This window comes from Oceanicola sp. S124, assembly GCF_000220565.1.
Lineage (GTDB): Bacteria > Pseudomonadota > Alphaproteobacteria > Rhodobacterales > Rhodobacteraceae > Pseudooceanicola.
Map to the genome: position 1 here is coordinate 1 of NZ_AFPM01000083.1, position 18,068 is coordinate 18,068.

At 67.5% G+C, this 18,068-nt stretch carries 16 protein-coding genes; 4 read left to right on the plus strand and 12 right to left on the minus strand.

Annotated elements, in window-relative coordinates; genetic code table 11:
• The 7 genes from OS124_RS23900 to OS124_RS0106680 form a co-directional block, all read right to left on the minus strand.
• The coding region (locus tag OS124_RS23900) for a mucoidy inhibitor MuiA family protein (protein ID WP_010138644.1) at positions 1-915 on the minus strand (915 nt) is incomplete at its 3' end.
• A gap of 165 nt (positions 916-1,080) precedes the next feature.
• On the minus strand, positions 1,081-2,103 hold the full coding sequence (locus OS124_RS0106655; RefSeq protein ID WP_010138646.1) for an aspartate-semialdehyde dehydrogenase: 1,023 nt from the start codon (positions 2,101-2,103) through the stop codon (positions 1,081-1,083).
• Between the two features lie 266 nt (positions 2,104-2,369).
• Positions 2,370-3,959, minus strand: coding sequence for an ABC transporter ATP-binding protein (locus tag OS124_RS0106660; RefSeq protein WP_010138648.1), 1,590 nt, complete (start codon positions 3,957-3,959; stop codon positions 2,370-2,372).
• Positions 3,956-4,813 (minus strand): ABC transporter permease, encoded by an 858-nt coding sequence (locus OS124_RS0106665; protein ID WP_010138649.1) that lies wholly within the window; start codon positions 4,811-4,813, stop codon positions 3,956-3,958. Before OS124_RS0106665 ends, OS124_RS0106660 begins: the two co-directional genes overlap by 4 nt.
• Positions 4,813-5,757, minus strand: coding sequence for an ABC transporter permease (locus OS124_RS0106670; protein ID WP_010138650.1), 945 nt, complete (start codon positions 5,755-5,757; stop codon positions 4,813-4,815). Before OS124_RS0106670 ends, OS124_RS0106665 begins: the two co-directional genes overlap by 1 nt.
• 222 nt (positions 5,758-5,979) lie before the next feature.
• A complete protein-coding gene (locus OS124_RS0106675; RefSeq protein ID WP_010138652.1) occupies positions 5,980-7,455 on the minus strand; it encodes an ABC transporter substrate-binding protein in 1,476 nt (491 codons plus the stop codon).
• Between the two features lie 169 nt (positions 7,456-7,624).
• On the minus strand, positions 7,625-8,920 hold the full coding sequence (locus OS124_RS0106680) for an acetylornithine deacetylase/succinyl-diaminopimelate desuccinylase family protein (protein ID WP_010138653.1): 1,296 nt from the start codon (positions 8,918-8,920) through the stop codon (positions 7,625-7,627).
• 103 nt (positions 8,921-9,023) lie between these two features.
• Between OS124_RS0106680 and OS124_RS0106685 the strand changes: the two genes are divergently transcribed.
• Positions 9,024-9,572, plus strand: coding sequence for a PAS and helix-turn-helix domain-containing protein (locus OS124_RS0106685; RefSeq protein ID WP_010138654.1), 549 nt, complete (start codon positions 9,024-9,026; stop codon positions 9,570-9,572).
• A gap of 5 nt (positions 9,573-9,577) precedes the next feature.
• On the opposite strand, the gene OS124_RS0106690 is transcribed toward OS124_RS0106685, so the two are convergent.
• From OS124_RS0106690 to OS124_RS0106710, 5 genes are all read right to left on the minus strand, one after another.
• The gene (locus OS124_RS0106690; RefSeq protein ID WP_010138656.1) at positions 9,578-10,603 is read right to left on the minus strand and encodes an LLM class flavin-dependent oxidoreductase; all 1,026 of its coding nucleotides are present in this window, start codon (positions 10,601-10,603) and stop codon (positions 9,578-9,580) included.
• A 95-nt stretch (positions 10,604-10,698) separates the two neighbouring features.
• Positions 10,699-11,331, minus strand: a complete 633-nt coding sequence (locus OS124_RS0106695) for an alpha/beta family hydrolase (RefSeq protein WP_010138657.1) — start codon at positions 11,329-11,331, stop codon at positions 10,699-10,701.
• 61 nt (positions 11,332-11,392) lie between these two features.
• Positions 11,393-12,082: a ribulose-phosphate 3-epimerase gene (gene rpe, locus OS124_RS0106700; RefSeq protein ID WP_010138658.1), complete on the minus strand. Its 690-nt coding sequence runs from the start codon at positions 12,080-12,082 to the stop codon at positions 11,393-11,395.
• A 159-nt stretch (positions 12,083-12,241) separates the two neighbouring features.
• Positions 12,242-13,183, minus strand: a complete 942-nt coding sequence (locus OS124_RS0106705; protein WP_010138659.1) for a class 1 fructose-bisphosphatase — start codon at positions 13,181-13,183, stop codon at positions 12,242-12,244.
• 277 nt (positions 13,184-13,460) lie between these two features.
• Positions 13,461-14,681 carry an acyl-CoA dehydrogenase family protein gene (locus OS124_RS0106710; RefSeq protein WP_010138660.1) on the minus strand — a complete coding sequence of 407 codons (1,221 nt, stop codon included), beginning with the start codon at positions 14,679-14,681 and terminating at the stop codon, positions 13,461-13,463.
• Between the two features lie 235 nt (positions 14,682-14,916).
• Here OS124_RS0106710 and OS124_RS0106715 point away from each other — a divergent pair, with 235 nt between their 5' ends.
• From OS124_RS0106715 to OS124_RS0106725, 3 genes are all read left to right on the plus strand, one after another.
• Positions 14,917-15,687, plus strand: coding sequence for an SDR family NAD(P)-dependent oxidoreductase (locus OS124_RS0106715; RefSeq protein WP_010138661.1), 771 nt, complete (start codon positions 14,917-14,919; stop codon positions 15,685-15,687).
• The gene (locus tag OS124_RS0106720) at positions 15,687-17,369 is read left to right on the plus strand and encodes a long-chain-fatty-acid--CoA ligase (RefSeq protein WP_010138662.1); all 1,683 of its coding nucleotides are present in this window, start codon (positions 15,687-15,689) and stop codon (positions 17,367-17,369) included. Before OS124_RS0106715 ends, OS124_RS0106720 begins: the two co-directional genes overlap by 1 nt.
• A gap of 78 nt (positions 17,370-17,447) precedes the next feature.
• On the plus strand, positions 17,448-18,068 hold a 621-nt coding region (locus tag OS124_RS0106725), incomplete at its 3' end, for an IclR family transcriptional regulator (RefSeq protein WP_010138663.1).

The window sequence follows — 18,068 nt, forward strand, 5'->3', positions numbered from 1 at the left end:
TTCGGGGTCGAAGATGCTGAGCCTGTCGGCATCGACGAAGCCCGGCATGATCTGCCCCGAGGGGCGCGCGGTCGAGAAGGTCACCGCCACGTCCTGCCAGTCCTCGCCGGTCGACTGGCGCAGGTAGGCGCCGCGCGACAGCTCCAGCGCGGGGCTGTCGCCGGTGGTCAGGTAGGCGTCATAGGCCGGATACCACGAGGCCTGCCAGCTGGCATAGCTGAGGGTCAGCTGCCCCGAGGTCGCCTCGGGGGCCTCGACCTCGATCACCAGCACCGACTGGTCTTGCGAAGCGGTCAGCAGGGCCTCCAGCGCCGCCTTCGCCGCCTTCAGGTCCTCTTCCAGCGGGCGGCGGTCCTCGCGGATGGTGCGGGCCTGCTGCGCGGCAGCCTGGGCGGCCTCGCGGGCCTTCAGGCTTTCACCCCCGACAAGGTCCAGCAGTTCGGCCAGCCGCGCGGCATCGGCGCTGCCGGCAGCCTCGGTGCCGCCAAGCCGGGTCAGGAAGTCGATGCGGTCGCGGGCGGCCTCTCCGGCCAGTTCGACGGCGCGGGCGCGGTCCTCGACCTCTTGCAACTGCGCCTCGACATCGCGCACGGCCTGACGCGCGGCGGCGATTTCGGGGGCCTCTTCTGCGCCCGAGGGCGGCACGGCGCGATCACGGTACGAGACGGTGCCGATCACCAGCCCCTCGGCCTGCAGGCGCAGGCTGTCGATGTCGATCAGCGGCATGTCGGTCAGAACGATGCTGTGCCGCCCGGCGGGCAGGTCAAAGGCCGCCTCGCGCAGGATCGTGGCGCCCTGCGGGTAAAGCGTCGCGGCGGTCACGGCGCTGTCGGTCGGAAAGACATCCGCCCCGGCAGCGGTGGCGCCCAGGGCAGCCACCAGGGCGAGGGTCGAGATATGGGTGATGCGGCGCATGGCGTCCTCCTTCGGCATTCGCAGCGAGGGAAGCCGATTGCGCGGCCGGGGCCAAGTGAACTTCTCGTTCATTCCCGGCCGGACCGGGCGCACCGGCGGGGCACCGCCGAAACGCGAAACGGCGCGGAAGATCCGCGCCGTCTGCTGTTCAGGCCGAAGAGGCGATCAGCCCTTCTTCAGCACCTTCTGGCCGAGGGTCTCGGCGATCTGAACCGCGTTCAGGGCCGCGCCCTTGCGCAGGTTGTCCGACACGCACCACAGGTTGATGCCGTTCTCGACGGTCACGTCCTGGCGGATGCGGCTGATGAAGGTGGCGAAATCGCCGACGCATTCGATCGGGGTGACGTAGCCACCGTCCTCGCGCTTGTCGATGACCATGATGCCCGGCGCTTCGCGCAGGATGTCACGGGCCTCGTCCTCGTCGAGGAAGTCCTCGAACTCGATGTTGATCGATTCCGAGTGGCCGACGAAGACCGGCACGCGCACGCAGGTCGCGGTGACCTTGACCGAGGGGTCGAGGATCTTCTTGGTCTCGGTGACCATCTTCCATTCTTCCTTGGTATCGCCGGAATCGAGGAAGACGTCGATGTGGGGGATCACGTTGAAGGCGATCTGCTTGGGATAGACCTTGGCTTCGTAGTCGTCGGTCGGGTTGTAGATCGACTTGGTCTGATCCCAGAGCTCGTCGATGGCATCCTTGCCCGAGCCGGAGACGGCCTGGTAGGTGCTGACCACGACGCGCTTGATCTTGGCGCGGTCATGCAGCGGCTTCAGCGCCACCACCATCTGCGCGGTTGAGCAGTTGGGGTTGGCGATGATGTTCTTCTTGGCATAGCCCAGCACCGCGTCGGCGTTCACTTCCGGCACCACCAGCGGAACGTCCGGGTCGTAACGGTAGAGCGAGGAGTTGTCGATCACGATGCAGCCCGCCGCGGCGGCCTTGGGCGCATATTCCTTGGTCGGACCCGAGCCGACGGCGAAGAGCGCGATGTCCCAGCCGGTGAAATCGAAGGTGGCCAGATCCTGGGTCTTCAGGGTCTTGTCGCCGAAGCTGACCTCGGTCCCCAGCGACTTCCGGGATGCGAGGGCTGCGATCTCGTCCACCGGGAAGTGGCGCTCGGCCAGGATGTTCAGCATTTCGCGGCCCACGTTGCCCGTGGCACCTGCGACGACGACTTTATAGCCCATGAGTAGAGACTCCTTTCAGTCTGGACGGGGGTGCATACCCCATGTTCGCTTGGCTTGAAAGGGTATTGCGGTGATGGCCCATATCAAGGCGGGCGATGGTTTGCCGCAGGGGAAGGCGCCGGGAAGGGGGCTCCGCCCCCGTCAGGCTGCGCCTGCCTCCCCCGCAGTATTTCCGGCCATCGGATGGAACAGGGACATGCTTTCATCCGGCGGCTGGAAATACTGCGGGGGGAGCCGCAGGCGGGGGGCAGAGCCCCCTTCCCGTCTCAGGCCGCGGCATCCTCGGGCAGGCGCGGCGCGGCGGCGATCAGGGCGCGGGTATAGGGATGCTCGGGGGCATCGAAGACCCGGCTTGTCGGGCCTTCCTCGACGATCTCGCCCGACTTCATCACCATCACCCGGTCGGTGATCGTCCGCACCACCGAGAGATCATGCGAGATGAAGAGATAGCTCAGCCCGTAGCGTTCCGAGAGGTCGGCCAGCAGGTCGAGGATCTGGGCCCGCACCTGCACATCCAGCGCCGAGACGGCCTCGTCCAGCAGGATCAGCTCGGGGCGGGTGATCAAGGCGCGGGCGATGGCGATGCGCTGGCGTTGCCCACCCGAGAACTCGTGGATGTACTTGTGCGCATCGGCAGGGGTCAGGCCGACGGCGGTCAGGGCTTCGGCGATGCGCGCCTCGCGCTCGGCGCGCGGCACCTCGGGGGTCAGGTGGAAGGGCTCCACCACCAGCCGGGCGACCTTGTGGCGCGGGTTGAAGCTGCCGTAGGGATCCTGGAAGACCACCTGCATCTTGCGGCGCACCGCATCGTTCGGCCTGTGGCCGGTGAAGACCGGTTCTCCGTCCAGCAGGATCTCGCCCGACTGCACCTCTTCCAGCCCCAGGATGGCGCGGGTCAGGGTGGACTTGCCGCAGCCCGACTCCCCCACCAGCCCCAGGCTCTCGCCCCGCTTCAGGGTGAAGGAGACGCCCTTGACCGCCTCGATCTGCCGGCGCTCGCCGAACAGGGTCTTGGCGGGCAGCGTATAGGTGCGGCGGGCCTTGCGGACCTCGAGCAGCGGGCTGTCCTGCGGCTTCGGATCGCGCTCGGGCGCATGGGTCGAGGCCGCCAGCAGGGCCCGGGAATAGGGGTGCTGCATCTGGCGGAAGATCTGTTCGGTCGGTCCGGTCTCGACCACGCGGCCCTTCTGCATGATGGCGATGTGATCGGCCATGTCCGCCACGACGGCCAGGTCATGGGTGATCATCATCATCGCCATGCCGTCCTGCTTCACCAGCGTCTTCAGCAGGGTCAGGATCTGCGCCTGGGTGGTCACGTCCAGCGCCGTCGTCGGCTCATCCGCGATCAGCAGCTTGGGGCGCAGGGCGATGGCCATGGCGATCACCACGCGCTGACGCTGGCCGCCGGACAGCTCGTGCGGGTAGCGCGACATGGGGAATTTCTCGGGCGGCAGCTCGGCGCGGGTCAGGGCCTCGGCGGCGCGCTCCTGCGCCTCGGCGCGGCTGACCTTCTCGTGCAGCAGCACGGTCTCGGCCACCTGGTCGCCGATCGTCTTCAGCGGGTTCAGCGCCGTCATCGGCTCCTGGAAGACCATGCCGATGTCGCGGCCCCGGATGGCGCACATCTCGCGCTCGGTGCAGCCGAGGATATCGACGCCATCCAGCCGCACCTCGCCCCGGGGCGCGGCGCCGTCGGGCAGCAGCTGCATGGTGGTGAAGGCGGTCATCGACTTGCCGGACCCGGATTCACCGATCACGCCGAGGATCTCGCCCGCTTCCAGCGACAGCGAGACCTCGTGCAGGATCTCCGCGCCGTGGATGGAGAGCGAGAGGTTGCGGATCTGAAGAAGGCTCATGTCCGGCCCCTCCGCAGCTTGGGATCGAAGATGTCGCGCAAGCCATCGCCCATCAGGTTCAGACCCAGAACGGTCAGCAGGATGGCGAGGCCCGGGAACAGGGCCATATGCGGCGCGAAGGAGATGAAGGTCTGGCTGTCGGCCAGCATCCGCCCCCAGGAGGGGGTCGGCGGCTGCGCGCCCAGACCCACGTAGGACAGGCCCGCTTCGGCGAGGATGCCGAGGCTGAACTGGATGGTGCCCTGCACGATCAGCAGGTTCAGCACGTTCGGCAGGATGTGCTCGAAGCTGATCCGTGCCGCACCCTTGCCCGCCACCCGCGCCGCCAGGATGAAATCCCGGCTCCAGAGCGTCAGCGCGCCGGAGCGGGTGATGCGGGCGAAGACGGGGATGTTGAAGATGCCGATGGCGATGATCGCATTGGTCGCCGAAGGGCCGAAGGCGGCAGTGATCATCACCGCGATGACGAGGCTCGGGAACGCGAAGACAAGGTCATTGCCGCGCATGATCACCTCGTCCAGCAGCGAGCCGCGTCGGGCGGCGGCCCAGAGGCCAAGCGGCACGCCGACCAGCATGCCGATGCCGACGGCCACCACGGCGACGGCGATCGAAGTGCGCGCGCCGACCATGATCATCGCCAGGATATCGCGCCCGTAGTGATCGGTGCCCAGCCAATGCGCGGCAGAGGGGCCCTTGATCTTGTTGGCGATATCCATCTGCGTGACGTCGTAGGGCACCCAGAGGAAGCTGATCAGCGCCGCACCGAGAAAGACCAGCGTCAGCGCGCCCCCCAGCAGCAGGTTGCGGTTCTTCAGCGCCATGGAGGTGGCGGAGGTTTCTTCGGCAAGGCTCATCAGCGGGCCCTCAGGCGGGGGTCGACGGCGGCATAGGCCAGCTCGACGAGGAAATTCACGAGGATGACGGCGAAGACCAGCAGCATCACGACGCTCTCGACGACGACGAGGTCACGGGCGCTGATCGCCTGGAAGATCAGCCGGCCGAGGCCGGGCAGGTAGAAGACGTTCTCGATGATGATGCCGCCCGCCAGCAGGAACGAGAACTGCATGCCGATGATCGTCAGCACCGGGATCAGCGCATTGCGCAGCGCATGGCGCCACAGCGCCTGGCGACGGGAAAGCCCCTTGGCGCGCGCGGTGCGGATGAAGTCCTCGGACAGCGTGTCCAGCAGGGCCGAGCGCATGACGCGGGCCAGGATCGAGGCTTGGGGCAGCGCAAGGGCCACGGCGGGCAGGGTCAGGCTTTTCAGCACCGCGAAGAGGCCCGCATCCCAGCCGGCGAAACCGCCGGCGCTGAACCATTGCAGGTTGATGGCGAAGACCAGCACCATCAGCATGGCGAACCAGAAGTTCGGGATGGCGACCCCCAGCTGGGTCAGGCCCATGATCGAGACATCACCGACAGAGCCGCGGCGCGAGGCCGCCCAGATCCCCACCGGGAAGGCGATCACCACGGTCAGGCCAAGCGCATAGAGCGCCAGCGGCAGCGAGACCGCCAGCCGGTCGACGATCATCTGCGCGACGGGCGTGCGATAGGTATAGGAGATGCCGAAATCGCCCTGCAGCAGCCCGGTGACCCAGGCGAGGTAGCGGGCCACCATGGGCTGATCCAGCCCCAGTTCGGCACGCAGCGCGGCGAGTGTATCGGGCTGGGCATTGACCCCCAGCATGATCGAGGCCGGATCGCCCGGCAGCACTTCGATGGCGAAGAAGATCACCACCGAGGCCACGGCCAGGCTGAGGCAGAGCGACAGGAAACGGGTCAGCGTGTAACGCAGCATGGTCTGTTCAGCGGTCCCAATAGCTGTGAGGGGGTGGGGGCGCTGCCCCCGTCCGCCAGGGCGGACTCCCCCGGAGTATTTTTAGCCTGGTGATGGGATTAAGGGCCCATATCATCACCAGGCTGAAAATACTCCCGCCGGAGGCATCCGCCGCAGGCCGGGGGTGACCGGGCAGACGGCGGGGCGGAAGGGGGGCCGCAGGTGTCGCGGCCCCCGGACGGGTCACTTGGCCCAGTGGACGGCGGTCAGATCCGTCGCCTGGGTGGGCATGTTGACCCAGAGCCCCTCGACGCCGGTCTTGGCGACCGTGTGCAGCGGCAGTTCGAAGAGGAAGCCGGCGACATAGTCCTCGGCCAGCATGGTCTGGGCCTGCTTCAGCAGCTCCGAACGCACCTCGGGGTCGCTTTCCACGCCGACCTTCTCGATCACCTCGGCGAAGGCCGGGTTGTCGTAGCCGGTGTAGTAGTCGGGGTTGGCGAGAGAGCTGATGTCCATCGGCTCGGTATGGCTGATGATCGTCAGGTCGTAGTCATGGGCGTTGCGGAAGGTGTTCTCCAGCCACTGCGCCCATTCGACGTTCTCGATTTCCGGCTCGATGCCGACGGCACGCAGCTGCGCGGCGAGGATCTCGCCGCCGCGACGGGCGTAGGAGGGCGGCGGCAGGGTCATCTTGACCTTCAGCGGCAGGGCGACGCCCGCCTCTTCCAGCAGCGCCTTCGCCTTCTCGGGATCGTAGTTCGACAGGCCCGTCAGGTCGACGTAGTCGGGGTTGTGCGGCGCGAAGAATGTGCCGATCGGGGTGCCGTAGCCGAACATGGCACCGTCGATGATGTCCTGGCGGTTGATGGCATGGGCCACCGCCTCGCGCACCAGCTTGTTCGAGAAGGGCTCGCGGGCGTTGTTCATCGCCAGGATGGTCTCGCCCTCGGTGTTGCCGATCAGCACGTTGTAGCGCGGGTCGGCGTCGAACTGGGGCAGGTTCTCGGGTGCGGGGAAGGCAACGAAGACGTCGACGTCACCGGCCATCATCGCCGCGAAGGCCGCGGTCGGATCCGAGATGAACTTGAATGTGGCGCTGTCCAGCATGGCCGGCTCGCCCCAGTAGTCGGCGTTCTTCTGCAGGGTGATCGAATCGCCCTGCACCCAGTTGCCGAAGGTGAAGGCACCGGTGCCGACGGGCGCGGTCTTGATGTCCTCGATGCTTTCGGGCGCGACCATCACCGCATCGCCCCAGGCCATCTTGAACAGGAACATCCCGTCCGGCGCCGACAGGGTCACCTTTACGGTGGCGGGGTCCACGGCCTCGACGCTCTGGATCCCTGCGAAGAGCGCCTTCTGCGCGTTCACGCTGTCCTCGCCGCGGGCGCGGTCCAGCGAGAAGACCACGTCGGTGGCCTCGAAGTCGGTGCCATCGTGGAACTTGACGCCCTCGACGAGGTGGAAGGTATAGGTCAGCCCGTCCTCGGAGATGTCCCAGCTGCTCGCCAGGCCGGGGTTCACCGAGCCGTCCGAGCCGAAGCGGGTCAGCCCCTCGAAGACGTTGGCATAGACCACCTGGTCGATGGCGCCCGCGGCGGCCGAGGTCGGATCCATGTGCGGCGGTTCCAGCTGCAGGCCGACGGTCAGGCCATCCTGCGCCAGTGCCGGGCCTGCGGCCAGGGCCACGGCCAGCGCCGCGGCGGAAATCTTGGATTTCATGTCAAACTCCCTGTTTGTCACCCGTTTTCGGGTCGTGCCGGCCATGTTGCCGGGGACGGGTCCCGAAGGCTCCGCCCATCATCTCCGCATTGCCGGACCGGGTCCAGCCCGGCATTTGCCGCACAGGCCCGGTCTTCTGTCAATGCGCAGGATGTGTCTGCGGCGATGCTCACTGCGCCGCGTCGGTCAGCAGGTCCGCGAGGCTCAGCGCCATGACCTCGGCCGATTGCATCATGTCGTCCACGCCGACGTATTCGTCGGGCTTGTGGGCAAGGTCCAGGATGCCTGGGCCGTAGGCGATGCAGTTCTTCAGCCGGCCGATGCGGTCGATGTGTTTCTGGTCGTAGGTGCCCGGGCTGACCACGTATTGCGGCGCCGCGCCGAGGGTTTCCTGGATCGCGCGGGTGACGGATTTCACCACCGGGGCGTCCTGCTCGGTCATCGTCGGCAGCACGCGCATCATCTCGCGCATCTCGTAGCTGAAGTTCGGGCGCTCGGCGGCGACCTTGTCCAGCACGCTCTTCATCTCGCCGATCACCTCGTCGATGCTTTCCTCGATCAGGAAGCGGCGGTCGATGACCATGCGGGCACTGTCGGGGACGCAAGGCGAGGGCAGCGCGTTCACGTCACGCGGGATCTCGGCCTGGCCGCCATGCAGCGAGTTGATGTTCAGCGTCGACTGCTTGGCGCCCTCGGGCACCACCGGCATCGCCGTGTGCTTCTGCGCCAGCGCCGGGAACAGGCTTTCTTCCATCTCGTGCAGCACCGCGCCCATGTGGCGCACGGCGCAGTCGCCAAGGAAGGGCATGGAGCCATGAGCGATCTCGCCATGGGTTTCGATCTCGGCCCACCAGACGCCGCGGTGACCCAGGCAGATGCGGTCCTTGTTCAGCGGCTCGGGGATGATGACGTGATCGACCTTGGCATAGAAACCCTTCTCGGCCAGGTAGGCCACGCCGCCGAAGCCGCCGGATTCCTCGTCCGCGGTGCCCGAGATCTCGATTGCGCCGTTGAAATCGGGGTAGACCGCCAGGAAGGCCTCGGCCGCGATGATCGAGGCCGCAAGGCCGCCCTTCATGTCACAGGCGCCCCGCCCGTAGATCTTGCCGTCCTTCAGCTCTCCGCCGAAGGGATCGGTGGTCCAGCCCTTGCCCACGTCCACCACGTCGATGTGGCTGTTGAAGTGCACGCATTCGCCAGGATACTTGCCCTCGCGCCGTGCCACGATGTTCCAGCGCGGGTATTTGTCGCTGTCGCCGATGGCCCCGACGGCGCGCACAAGCTGCGTCTCGAACCCCGAGGCCTTCAGGCGCCGGTCGAGGTATTCGCAGATCTCCAGGTAGTTCTCGCCCGGCGGGTTCAGCGTCGGAATGCGGATCAGGTCCTGGGTCAGCGCGATCAGGTCGTCGCGCCGTTCGGCGAGTGCCGCATGAAGCGCGGGCTTGAGGGGGGCGAGGTCTTTCATGTGACGAAATTGCTATGCAACCTCATACGGGGCCAATACCGTAGGACTACGGTACTCGAACCGGGACGCCGCAGAATGATCCGCGACAGGAAGGCCCAACCCATTGGAATTGAACGAACTTGAGCGTATCGCCTGGGATCACGCCCCGCAGGGGCTGGTCTTGGCCGAAGACCGGGTCATCCGCGCCTGCAACCAGCCCTTTGCCGAAATGGTAGGCCGCGAGACCGGCGATCTGATCGGGCAAAGCTTCCGCGTGCTCTACACCTCGGACACCGAGTTCCGCACGATCCGCGATGTCGGCATGGAGGCGCTGCGCCGTGGCGGCATCTACTCGGACGAACGGATGATGCATCGCGCCGATGGCGAGGCCTTCTGGGTCCGCTTCCGGGCCCGCACCCTGACGCCCGAGGATCCGCTGGCCCGCGTGGTGATGAGTTTCGCGCCCCTCGGCCGCGCCGAGGGCGCCCGGCTGACCCCGCGCGAACGCGACGTGGTCTCGGGGCTGGCGCGCGGGCTGACCTCGAAGGAGATCGCCCGCACGCTGGATCTGTCGCCCCGCACCATCGAGGACGTGCGGGCGCGGCTGTTGAAGAAGCACGGGGTGCGCAGCGCCGCCGGGCTGATCCGGCGGCTGGCGGGGCCGGGCTTGTAAGGCCCCTACCCCTTGCGCAGCTCCGGCGCGACCTTGGTGCCCAGCACCTCGATGGCCTTCAGCATTTCGCTGTGCTCGATGATCCCGATGGCCATCTGGATCGTCACCCGGTCGAAGCCGAGATCCTCTTTCAGACCAAGGATCTTGTCGACGATCTGCGCCGGAGAGCCGACGAAGTTCGCCCCCTCGGGCGTGATCGAGGCATCGAACTGCGCCCGGCTCTGCGGCCCCCAGCCCCGTTCGCGACCGATCTGGTCCATCACTGCCTTCTGCGCCGGGAAGAAGATATCGGCGGCCTTCTGGCTGTCTTCATGCAGGAAGCCATGCACGTTCAGCGAGACGCGCGCCTTGTCCTTGTGGCCCGACTGCTCCGCCGCGCGGCGGTAGAGATCGGCCAGCGGCGCGAAGCGGCGCGGCTCGCCGCCGATGATCGCCAGCGCCAGCGGCGCGCCATAGGCCCCGGCGCGCACCATCGACTGCGGCGTGCCCCCGGCCGCGATCCAGATCGGCAGCGATCCGTTCACCGGGCGCGGGTAGATGCCCAGCCCCTCGACCTTCTGGGTGAACTCGGTGCCCGGCCAGGTCAGCTTTTCGCCATCGTTGATGGCCATCAGCATCGCCAGCTTTTCCTCGAACAGCGCGTCGTAGTCCTTCAGTTCGTAGCCGAACAGCGGGAAGCTTTCGATGAAGCTGCCGCGCCCGGCCATGATCTCGGCCCGACCACCGCTGATATTGTCGATGGTGGAAAACTGCTGGTAGACCCGGATCGGATCTTCCGAGCTGAGCACTGTCACCGCCGAGGCCAGCTTGATGTTTTTCGTCTGCGCCGCTGCCGCCGCCAGCACCGTGGCGGGCGAGGAGATGGCGTAGTTCGGGCGGTGATGCTCGCCCAGCCCGAAGACATCCAGCCCCAGTTCGTCCGCCAGCCGGATTTCCTCCAGCAGGTTGCCCAGCCGGGCCTGTGCGTCGACCGTCGCGCCGGTGACGGGATCGCGACCGACGTCGCCGAAGGTGTAAAGACCGATTTCCATTGCCGCCTCCTGTTCCGTTTGCTCAAAGCTAGGGCGCGCCGCGCCCCGCCGCCAGCCGGAAGCCTGCACAGGCGCTGTGCGGAAGGGAAGGGAGATCAGCCGAGAGGGGCAGCCCAGGCAGCCACATCCGCCGCCATCTGCGCCAGGTGGTCCTCCAGCCCCTTGCCGGTCACCCGCCTGCGCGGCTTCAGGTCATGGTCGCCGTCCTCGAACCAGTGCAGCGTGACGGCCGGAGCGAGAGGCGCCTCCGCGATGTCCTCCTGTCCGCCGAAGGGATCGCGGCTGCCCTGGCAGATCAGGGTCGGGCAGGGGATCGCGCGCAGATGCGCCGCGCGCTCGGTGCCGGTCTTGCCGGGCGCATGGAAGGGAAAGCCGAGGCAGAGCAGCCCGGCAATCCGCCGCGCCTCATGCAGGTCCTGCGCGATCAGGCTGGCGACTCTTCCGCCCATGCTCTTGCCGCCGATGATCAGCGGGCCCTCACAGGCCAGCGCCTCGACGGCAGAGAGATACTCGGGGATGTAGGTCTCGGCCTTGCCGGGCGGGCGTTTCGACCCGCCGGTGCGCCGCGCCGCCATGTAGCTGAACTCGAACCGCGCCACGCGCAGGCCCTGCCCGGCCAGCCCTTCGGCGACCGTGTTCATCCAGGGCGTGTCCATCGCCGCCCCGGCACCATGGGCCAGCAGCACCGTCGTGCGGCCCGGCGCGTCTCCGGTCAGCAGAAAGTCCATGGCGCCCCCCTCAATTGGCAGGGGCGCCGCAAGGGCGCCCCGTTTCCTGTCCCGGCCCGCTTCAGACCAGCGTATCGCAGGAGGTGCGGATGGCGCGGATGTTGGCGCCATAGGGGGCGGGATCGCTGACCGAGCCACCCTTGAACACCGCCGAACCCGCCACCAGCACATCTGCCCCCGCCTTGCGCATCAGCGGCGCGGTCTCGGGGGTGATGCCGCCGTCGATCTCGATATGCACCGGACGGTCGCCGATCATCGTGCGCAGCTTCTCGACCTTGGCGATCTGGGAGTGGATGAACTTCTGACCGCCAAAGCCCGGGTTGACGGTCATCACGCAGACCAGGTCGACCATGTCCAGCAGGTAGTCCAGCGCCTCGACCGGGGTGCCGGGGTTCAGCGCCAGGCCCGCCTTGCAGCCCGCGCCGCGGATTGCCTGCAGGGTGCGGTGGATATGCGGCCCCGCTTCCAGGTGGGCGGTCAGCACATCGGCGCCGGCATCCGCGAAGGCCTCGATATAGGGATCGACGGGCGCGATCATCAGGTGCACGTCCATGACGGTCTTGATGTGCTTGCGGATCGCCTTGCAGAGCGGCGGGCCGAAGGTGAGGTTCGGCACGAAATGCCCGTCCATCACGTCGACATGGATCCAGTCGGCGCCCTGCGCCTCGACGGCTTCGATTTCCTGCCCGAAGTTGGCGAAATCGGCAGAGAGGATCGACGGGGCGATCTTCAGGGAACGGTCGAACGACATGGGGCACCTCCGGTGGTTACGGGGGCGATATAACGGTGCGCGCGCGCCAAGGAAAGCGCTGCGACCTGCGGCATCGGGGAGGGGGCTCTGCCCCCGTCCGCTGCGCGGACTCCCCCGCAGTATTTTCAGCCATCGGATAGGCTGAAAAGGGGCCCTGCCTCAGCCGTGCAGCTCCGCGATCCGCTCGACCTCCTGGCGGGAGCCGAAGACGAAGGGGCGACGTTCGTGCAGCTTTTCCGCCGTCAGCGACAGGATCGGGGTCACGCCATCGGTGGCAAGGCCGCCGGCCTGTTCCACGAGGAAGGCCATCGGCGCGACCTCGTAGACCATGCGGAGGCGGCCGGTCTCATAGCCTGCACGCGCGTCGGACGGATAGAGGAAAGTGCCGCCCCGGGTCAGGATGCGGTGGGTTTCGGCCACCAGGCTGCCAACCCAGCGGAAGTTCATGTTCTTGCCCTTCGCGCCCTCGGCTCCGGCCTCGTTCTCCTCGACATAGGCCAGCACGGGCGCGGTCCAGTGGCGGCGGTTGGAGGAATTGATCGAGAACTCCTTGGCCGCCTCGGGCAGGGTCATCTTCTCTTCGGCCAGCGCGAAGGCGCCTGTTTCGGGATCAAGCACGTAAAGCTGCGTTCCCTCACCAAAGGTCAGCGCCAGCAGGCACTGCGGCCCATAGGCGATATAGCCCGCCGCTACCTGTTCGGAGGCCGGGCGCAGGAAGCTCTCGTCCGCCCCCTCCTTCGCCTCGAAGACCGAGAAGATGGTGCCGATGGTCACGTTCACGTCGATGTTGGACGAACCGTCCAGCGGGTCAGCGGCCACGGCGTATTTGCCGCCCGGCACCAGGCTCAGCACCTCTTCCTGCTCTTCCGAGGCGTAGAAGCGCACCCCGGCACTGCGCAGCCCCGCCTCGAACTTCTCGTCCGCCAGCACGTCCAGGGCCTTCTGCTGATCCCCGTCCGAGTTCTCGCCCACCCCGGCGCCAAGCGCCTGGCCCAGCGGGCCACGGGCGATGATGCGGGCCACCTCGGCACCGGTGGCGCAAAGCGCCTCGACCACGGGCAGAAGATCAGAGGGAATACGGGCGGGATCAATGACGGGCATGGAAATCTCCTGAGATGTCAGGGGCGTTATTCCACACTCCCGCCCGCCACAAAACGGATTTCCGCAGCGCGGCGGCAATGAGATCGCTAACGCCGCCCCCTAGTTCCAACCGCCCCGCCCGGTTTCGATGCAGAGGTGCTAGGCAGCCGCACGGCTCCCCCGCCCACATCATCACCAGGCTGAAAATACTTTCGGGGGTGAATTGAGGCCCCCGGGCCTCAAGAGGGGGCAGACAGCCCCCTCCCCCGCTTCGGCCGGGTGAGACGTCAGATCCGGCTCAGTTCCGGTAGGCCTTCAGCTCCAGCTTGGCGATGGTCTCGCGGTGGACCTCGTCGGGGCCGTCGACAAGGCGCATGGTGCGGGCATTGGCGAAGGCGCCGGCCAGGAAGGTGTCCTGGCTGACCCCCTGCGCCCCATGCACCTGCATCGCCCGGTCGACCACACGCTGCACCATGTTGGCGCCAACGACCTTGATCATGGCGATCTCCTTGCGGGCCGCCTTGTTGCCGACGGTGTCCATCATGTAGGCCGCATGCAGGGTCAGCAGGCGGGCCTGCTCGATCTCGCAGCGGCTTTCGGCGATCCAGTGCTTCGTCACGCCCATGTCGGCGATCGGCTTGCCGAAGGCGGTGCGCGCCATGCCGCGTTCGCACATGGATTGCAGGGCGCGCTCGGCCTGGCCGATGGAGCGCATGCAGTGGTGGATGCGCCCCGGCCCCAGGCGGCCCTGGGCGATCTCGAAGCCGCGGCCCTCGCCCAGCAGGATGTTCGACGCCGGCACGCGGACGTTGTCGTAGATGATTTCGGCATGACCGTGGGGGGCGTGATCGTAGCCGATCACCTTCAGGGGCCGCACCACCTTCACGCCGGGCGTGTCCAGCGGCACCAGTACCATGCTCTGCTGGCGGTGCTTCTCGGCCGTGGGATCCGTCTTGCCCATGACGATGGCGATCTTGCAGCGCGGATCCATGGCGCCCGAAGACCACCACTTGCGCCCGTTGATCACGTACTCATCGCCCTCGCGCCGGATCTCGGTCTGGATGTTGGTCGCATCCGAGCTGGCCACCTCGGGCTCGGTCATCGAGAAGCAGGAGCGGATCTCGCCCGCCATCAGCGGCTTCAGCCAGGCTTCGCGCTGCGCATCGTCGCCATAGAGAAAGATCGTCTCCATGTTGCCGGTATCGGGGGCGGAACAGTTGAACGGCTCGGACCCGATCGACGAGCGTCCCATCTGCTCACACAGCATGCCGTATTCGACATTGCTCAGCCCCATGCCCTCGTAGCCGGGCTTGGAGTGGGGCAGGAACATGTTCCACAGGCCCGCCGCACGGGCCTTTTCCTTCAGCTCTTCCATCACCGGCACGACGCACCAGCGGTCCCCCTCCTCGACCTGCCGGGCATAGGTCGCCTCGGCCGGGAAGACATGGGCCTCCATGAAGGCGATGAGCTTTTCGCGCAGCTCTCTCGCCCGATCCGAAATCGGGAAATGATCGTACATCCGGGGTCCTCCTCCACCTTTGCCCAATTGATGCCCCCCTGCGCCGCCCCCGTCAAGATTGCGGAAAACTTTTCCGGCAAGCGGAATATTGACGAGCCATTCCGCTCCGTGGCAGGCTGTTCCGCAGATAGGGAGACTCCTGGGGAGGAGGCATCCACGACAGGACGACAGGCAGGCGGCCCCGCTTCGGGCCGGACGGGCAAGCATGTCCGCCGCCCTGCCCAAGGGAGGAAGAATGCGGCGTTTCGACGGAAAATACGCCCTGGTCACGGGCGCGGCCAGCGGGATCGGACGGGCCACGGCGGCACGACTGGCGGAAGAGGGCGCGCGGGTGCTGCTGCTCGATCGTGCCGAGGGGCTGGACCAGGCCCTGCCGGCCGGTGACCACCTGTGGCGCCATTGCGATGTCGCCGACGAGGCCCAGGTCGCCGAGGCCGTGGCCTATGCCATCGCCCAGTTCGGCCGCATCGACGCGCTGGCCAACAACGCGGGCATCATCTGCGACCGCTCGCCGATCACCGAGACCGAGGCCGCGACCTGGCAGCGGGTGCTCTCGGTCAACCTGGTGGGCGCGGCGCTGATGGTGAAGCACGTGGGCCGGCAGATGCAGGCTCAGCGCGCGGGCGCCATCGTCAACACCGCCTCTGTCGCGGGCCTCCGCTCGGGCGCGGGCGGCAATGCCTATTCGGCCTCGAAGGCCGGGGTGATCTCGCTGACCCAGACGGCGGCCTGCGACCTCGGCCAGTATGGTGTCAGGGTCAACGCGGTCTGTCCCGGCCTGATCGAGACCGGCATGACCAAGCCCGTCTTCGACTACGCCCGCGACGCCGGCAAGGAGGACAGGCTGGGTGCCCGCTGCGAGCTGCGCCGCTACGGCCATCCGTCCGAGATCGCCGCCGCCATTGCCTTCCTGGCGTCCGAGGATGCCTCCTTCGTCACCGGGCAGGCGCTGCCGGTGGATGGCGGAAATACCGCCTCGCTCAACCTGCCGGGGATGAAGGTCTGATGGCGGACATGCTGCACCGCCCCCACTGGCCCGAGGGCCTGCCCTGGCAGGTGGATTTCCCGACCCATTCCGTTGCGCTCAACCTTGCGGCCTCGGCGTTGAAAGCCCCCGGGCGCGTCGCGCTGCATTTCCATGGACATGCGATCACCTACGGCGACCTCTGGGCCGACGTCGAGCGGCTGGCGGGCTGGCTGCAGGCGCAGGGGGTGCGTCGGGGCGACCGGGTGCTGCTCTACATGCAGAACGCGCCGCAGCACGTCATTGCCTATTACGCCATCCTGCGCGCCGACGCGGTGGTGGTGCCGGTGAACCCGATGAACAGGGGCGCCGAGCTGGACCACCTTGCCCGCGACACCGGCGCCCGCATCGCCATCGCGGGAACCGAGCTGCTGTGCCACATCCAGCCGCTGATCGGCACGGGCCTGCTCGACCAGGTGCTGGTTGCCGCCTATGCGGACATGACCGACCCTGAGGACGCGGTGCCGCTGTTCGAGGCCTTCCTGGGCCAGACGGATGCGGATGTCTCGGGCCCCGGGCTGACCGGCTTCCGCGCCGCGCTGGCGGAAAACCATACGCCCCGGGCCATCCAGGCCGGCCCCGACGACATGGCCGTGATCCCCTATTCCTCGGGCACCACGGGCCAGCCCAAGGGCTGCGTCCACACCCATGCCTCGGTGCAGGCGACGATCCAGGGCGGCGCGCTGTGGAACCCCGCCGACGGCACGGACGAGGTCCACCTGACCACGCTGCCCCTGTTCCACGTCACAGGGATGCAGAACGGCATGTCCATCCCGCTGCTGAAGGGGCAGGAGATCGTCCTGCTCTGCCGCTGGAGCCGCGAGGCCGCCTGTGCCCTGATCGCCCGCCACCGGGTGACCCGCTGGCGCTCGATTGCCACCATGGCCATCGACCTGCTCAACACCCCCGGCATCGAGCGGCACGACCTCAGCTCGCTGCGCGGCATCGGCGGCGGCGGCGCGGCCATGCCCGAAGCGGTGGCCGACCGGCTGCACGCGCTGACCGGCCTCGACTATATCGAGGGCTACGGCCTGTCCGAGACCATCGCCGCCACCCATATCAACCCGATGCATCGTCCCAAGCGGCAATGCCTCGGCATCCCGGTGATGAACGTCGACAGCCGCATCATCGACCCGGTGACGCTCAAGGAACTTCCCGCCGGCGAGACCGGAGAGATCGTCACCCACGGCCCGCAGGTCTTCCAGGGCTACTGGCAGCGCGAGGACGAGACCCGCGCCGCCTTCCTGACGATCGAGGGCAAGCGCTTCTTCCGCACCGGCGACCTAGGCTACCGCGATGCCGAGGGCTATTTCTTCATGGTCGACCGGGTGAAGCGGATGATCAACGCCTCGGGCTTCAAGGTCTGGCCGGCCGAGGTCGAGGCCCTGATGCATGCCCACCCGGACCTCTCGGAGGTCTGCATCATCGGTGCCCCCGATCCCCGGCGCGGTGAGACGGTGAAGGCCGTCGCCGTGCCCCGCGCCGGTGCCGAGGGCCTGACCGAGGCGCAGGTCATCGACTGGTGCCACAGCCGCATGGCGGCCTACAAATGTCCGAAGTCCGTCGAATTCACCGAGGCCCTGCCGAAATCCGCCGCGGGCAAGGTGCTCTGGCGCGAGCTGGCGGAAAAAGAGGCGACCCGCGCCGCGCAGCCCGCGGGGTAGGCCTGCACCGGAGCGGGGGTCCTTGACCCCTCGCCCGGCGCTTAGTAGCTGCGCAGGCGATCACTGGGGAAGCATGTCATGCGCAAACGGGTAAGCGATATCGCGGCGGAAGCCGACAAGGCGGACAACGACCGCCAGTTCGTCACCGCACTCTACCGCGGTCTGGAGATCCTCAAGGCCTTCCGCCCGGCGGACAAGGCCGGCCTTGGCAATTCAGAGCTGGCCGAGCGCACCGGCCTGCCCAACTCCACCGTCTCGCGCCTCACCTTCACCCTGCTGAAGTCGGGCTACCTGGTCTACGACGAGGGCACCGGACGCTACCGCATGGGCCTGCCGGTGCTGTCGCTGGGCTACGCCTGCCTTGCCGGCATGCAAGTGCGCGAAACGGCACAGGTCTACATGCAGAAGCTGGCCGACGAATGCGGCGACGGGGTGCTGGTGGCGCTTGGCGGACGCGATGACATGGCGATGACCTATATCGCCGCGGCGCGCTCGGAAGGCGTCATCTCGCTGCAGCTCAACGTCGGCTCGCGCATCTCGCTGGCGCGCTCCGCCATGGGCCGCGCCTATATCGCCGGCACGTCCGAGGCCGAGCGCAACGAGATCATCGACCGCATCCGCGACCGCTACGAGGGCGAGAAACTGGACGAGGCCCTGCGCGGCATCGAGGATGCCCAGGACCAGATCGCCACCAAGGGC

Excerpts from the sequence above, each read along its gene's own strand:
- OS124_RS0106655 (WP_010138646.1), bottom strand. The coding sequence starts at position 2,103 with ATGGGCTATAAAGTCGTCGTCGCAGGTGCCACGGGCAACGTGGGCCGC.
- OS124_RS0106660 (WP_010138648.1), bottom strand. The coding sequence starts at position 3,959 with ATGAGCCTTCTTCAGATCCGCAACCTCTCGCTCTCCATCCACGGCGCG.
- OS124_RS0106665 (WP_010138649.1), bottom strand. The coding sequence starts at position 4,813 with ATGAGCCTTGCCGAAGAAACCTCCGCCACCTCCATGGCGCTGAAGAAC.
- OS124_RS0106670 (WP_010138650.1), bottom strand. The coding sequence starts at position 5,757 with ATGCTGCGTTACACGCTGACCCGTTTCCTGTCGCTCTGCCTCAGCCTG.
- OS124_RS0106675 (WP_010138652.1), bottom strand. The coding sequence starts at position 7,455 with ATGAAATCCAAGATTTCCGCCGCGGCGCTGGCCGTGGCCCTGGCCGCA.
- OS124_RS0106680 (WP_010138653.1), bottom strand. The coding sequence starts at position 8,920 with ATGAAAGACCTCGCCCCCCTCAAGCCCGCGCTTCATGCGGCACTCGCC.
- OS124_RS0106690 (WP_010138656.1), bottom strand. The coding sequence starts at position 10,603 with ATGGAAATCGGTCTTTACACCTTCGGCGACGTCGGTCGCGATCCCGTC.
- OS124_RS0106695 (WP_010138657.1), bottom strand. The coding sequence starts at position 11,331 with ATGGACTTTCTGCTGACCGGAGACGCGCCGGGCCGCACGACGGTGCTG.
- rpe (WP_010138658.1), bottom strand. The coding sequence starts at position 12,082 with ATGTCGTTCGACCGTTCCCTGAAGATCGCCCCGTCGATCCTCTCTGCC.
- OS124_RS0106705 (WP_010138659.1), bottom strand. The coding sequence starts at position 13,183 with ATGCCCGTCATTGATCCCGCCCGTATTCCCTCTGATCTTCTGCCCGTG.
- OS124_RS0106710 (WP_010138660.1), bottom strand. The coding sequence starts at position 14,681 with ATGTACGATCATTTCCCGATTTCGGATCGGGCGAGAGAGCTGCGCGAA.
- OS124_RS0106715 (WP_010138661.1), top strand. The coding sequence starts at position 14,917 with ATGCGGCGTTTCGACGGAAAATACGCCCTGGTCACGGGCGCGGCCAGC.
- OS124_RS0106720 (WP_010138662.1), top strand. The coding sequence starts at position 15,687 with ATGGCGGACATGCTGCACCGCCCCCACTGGCCCGAGGGCCTGCCCTGG.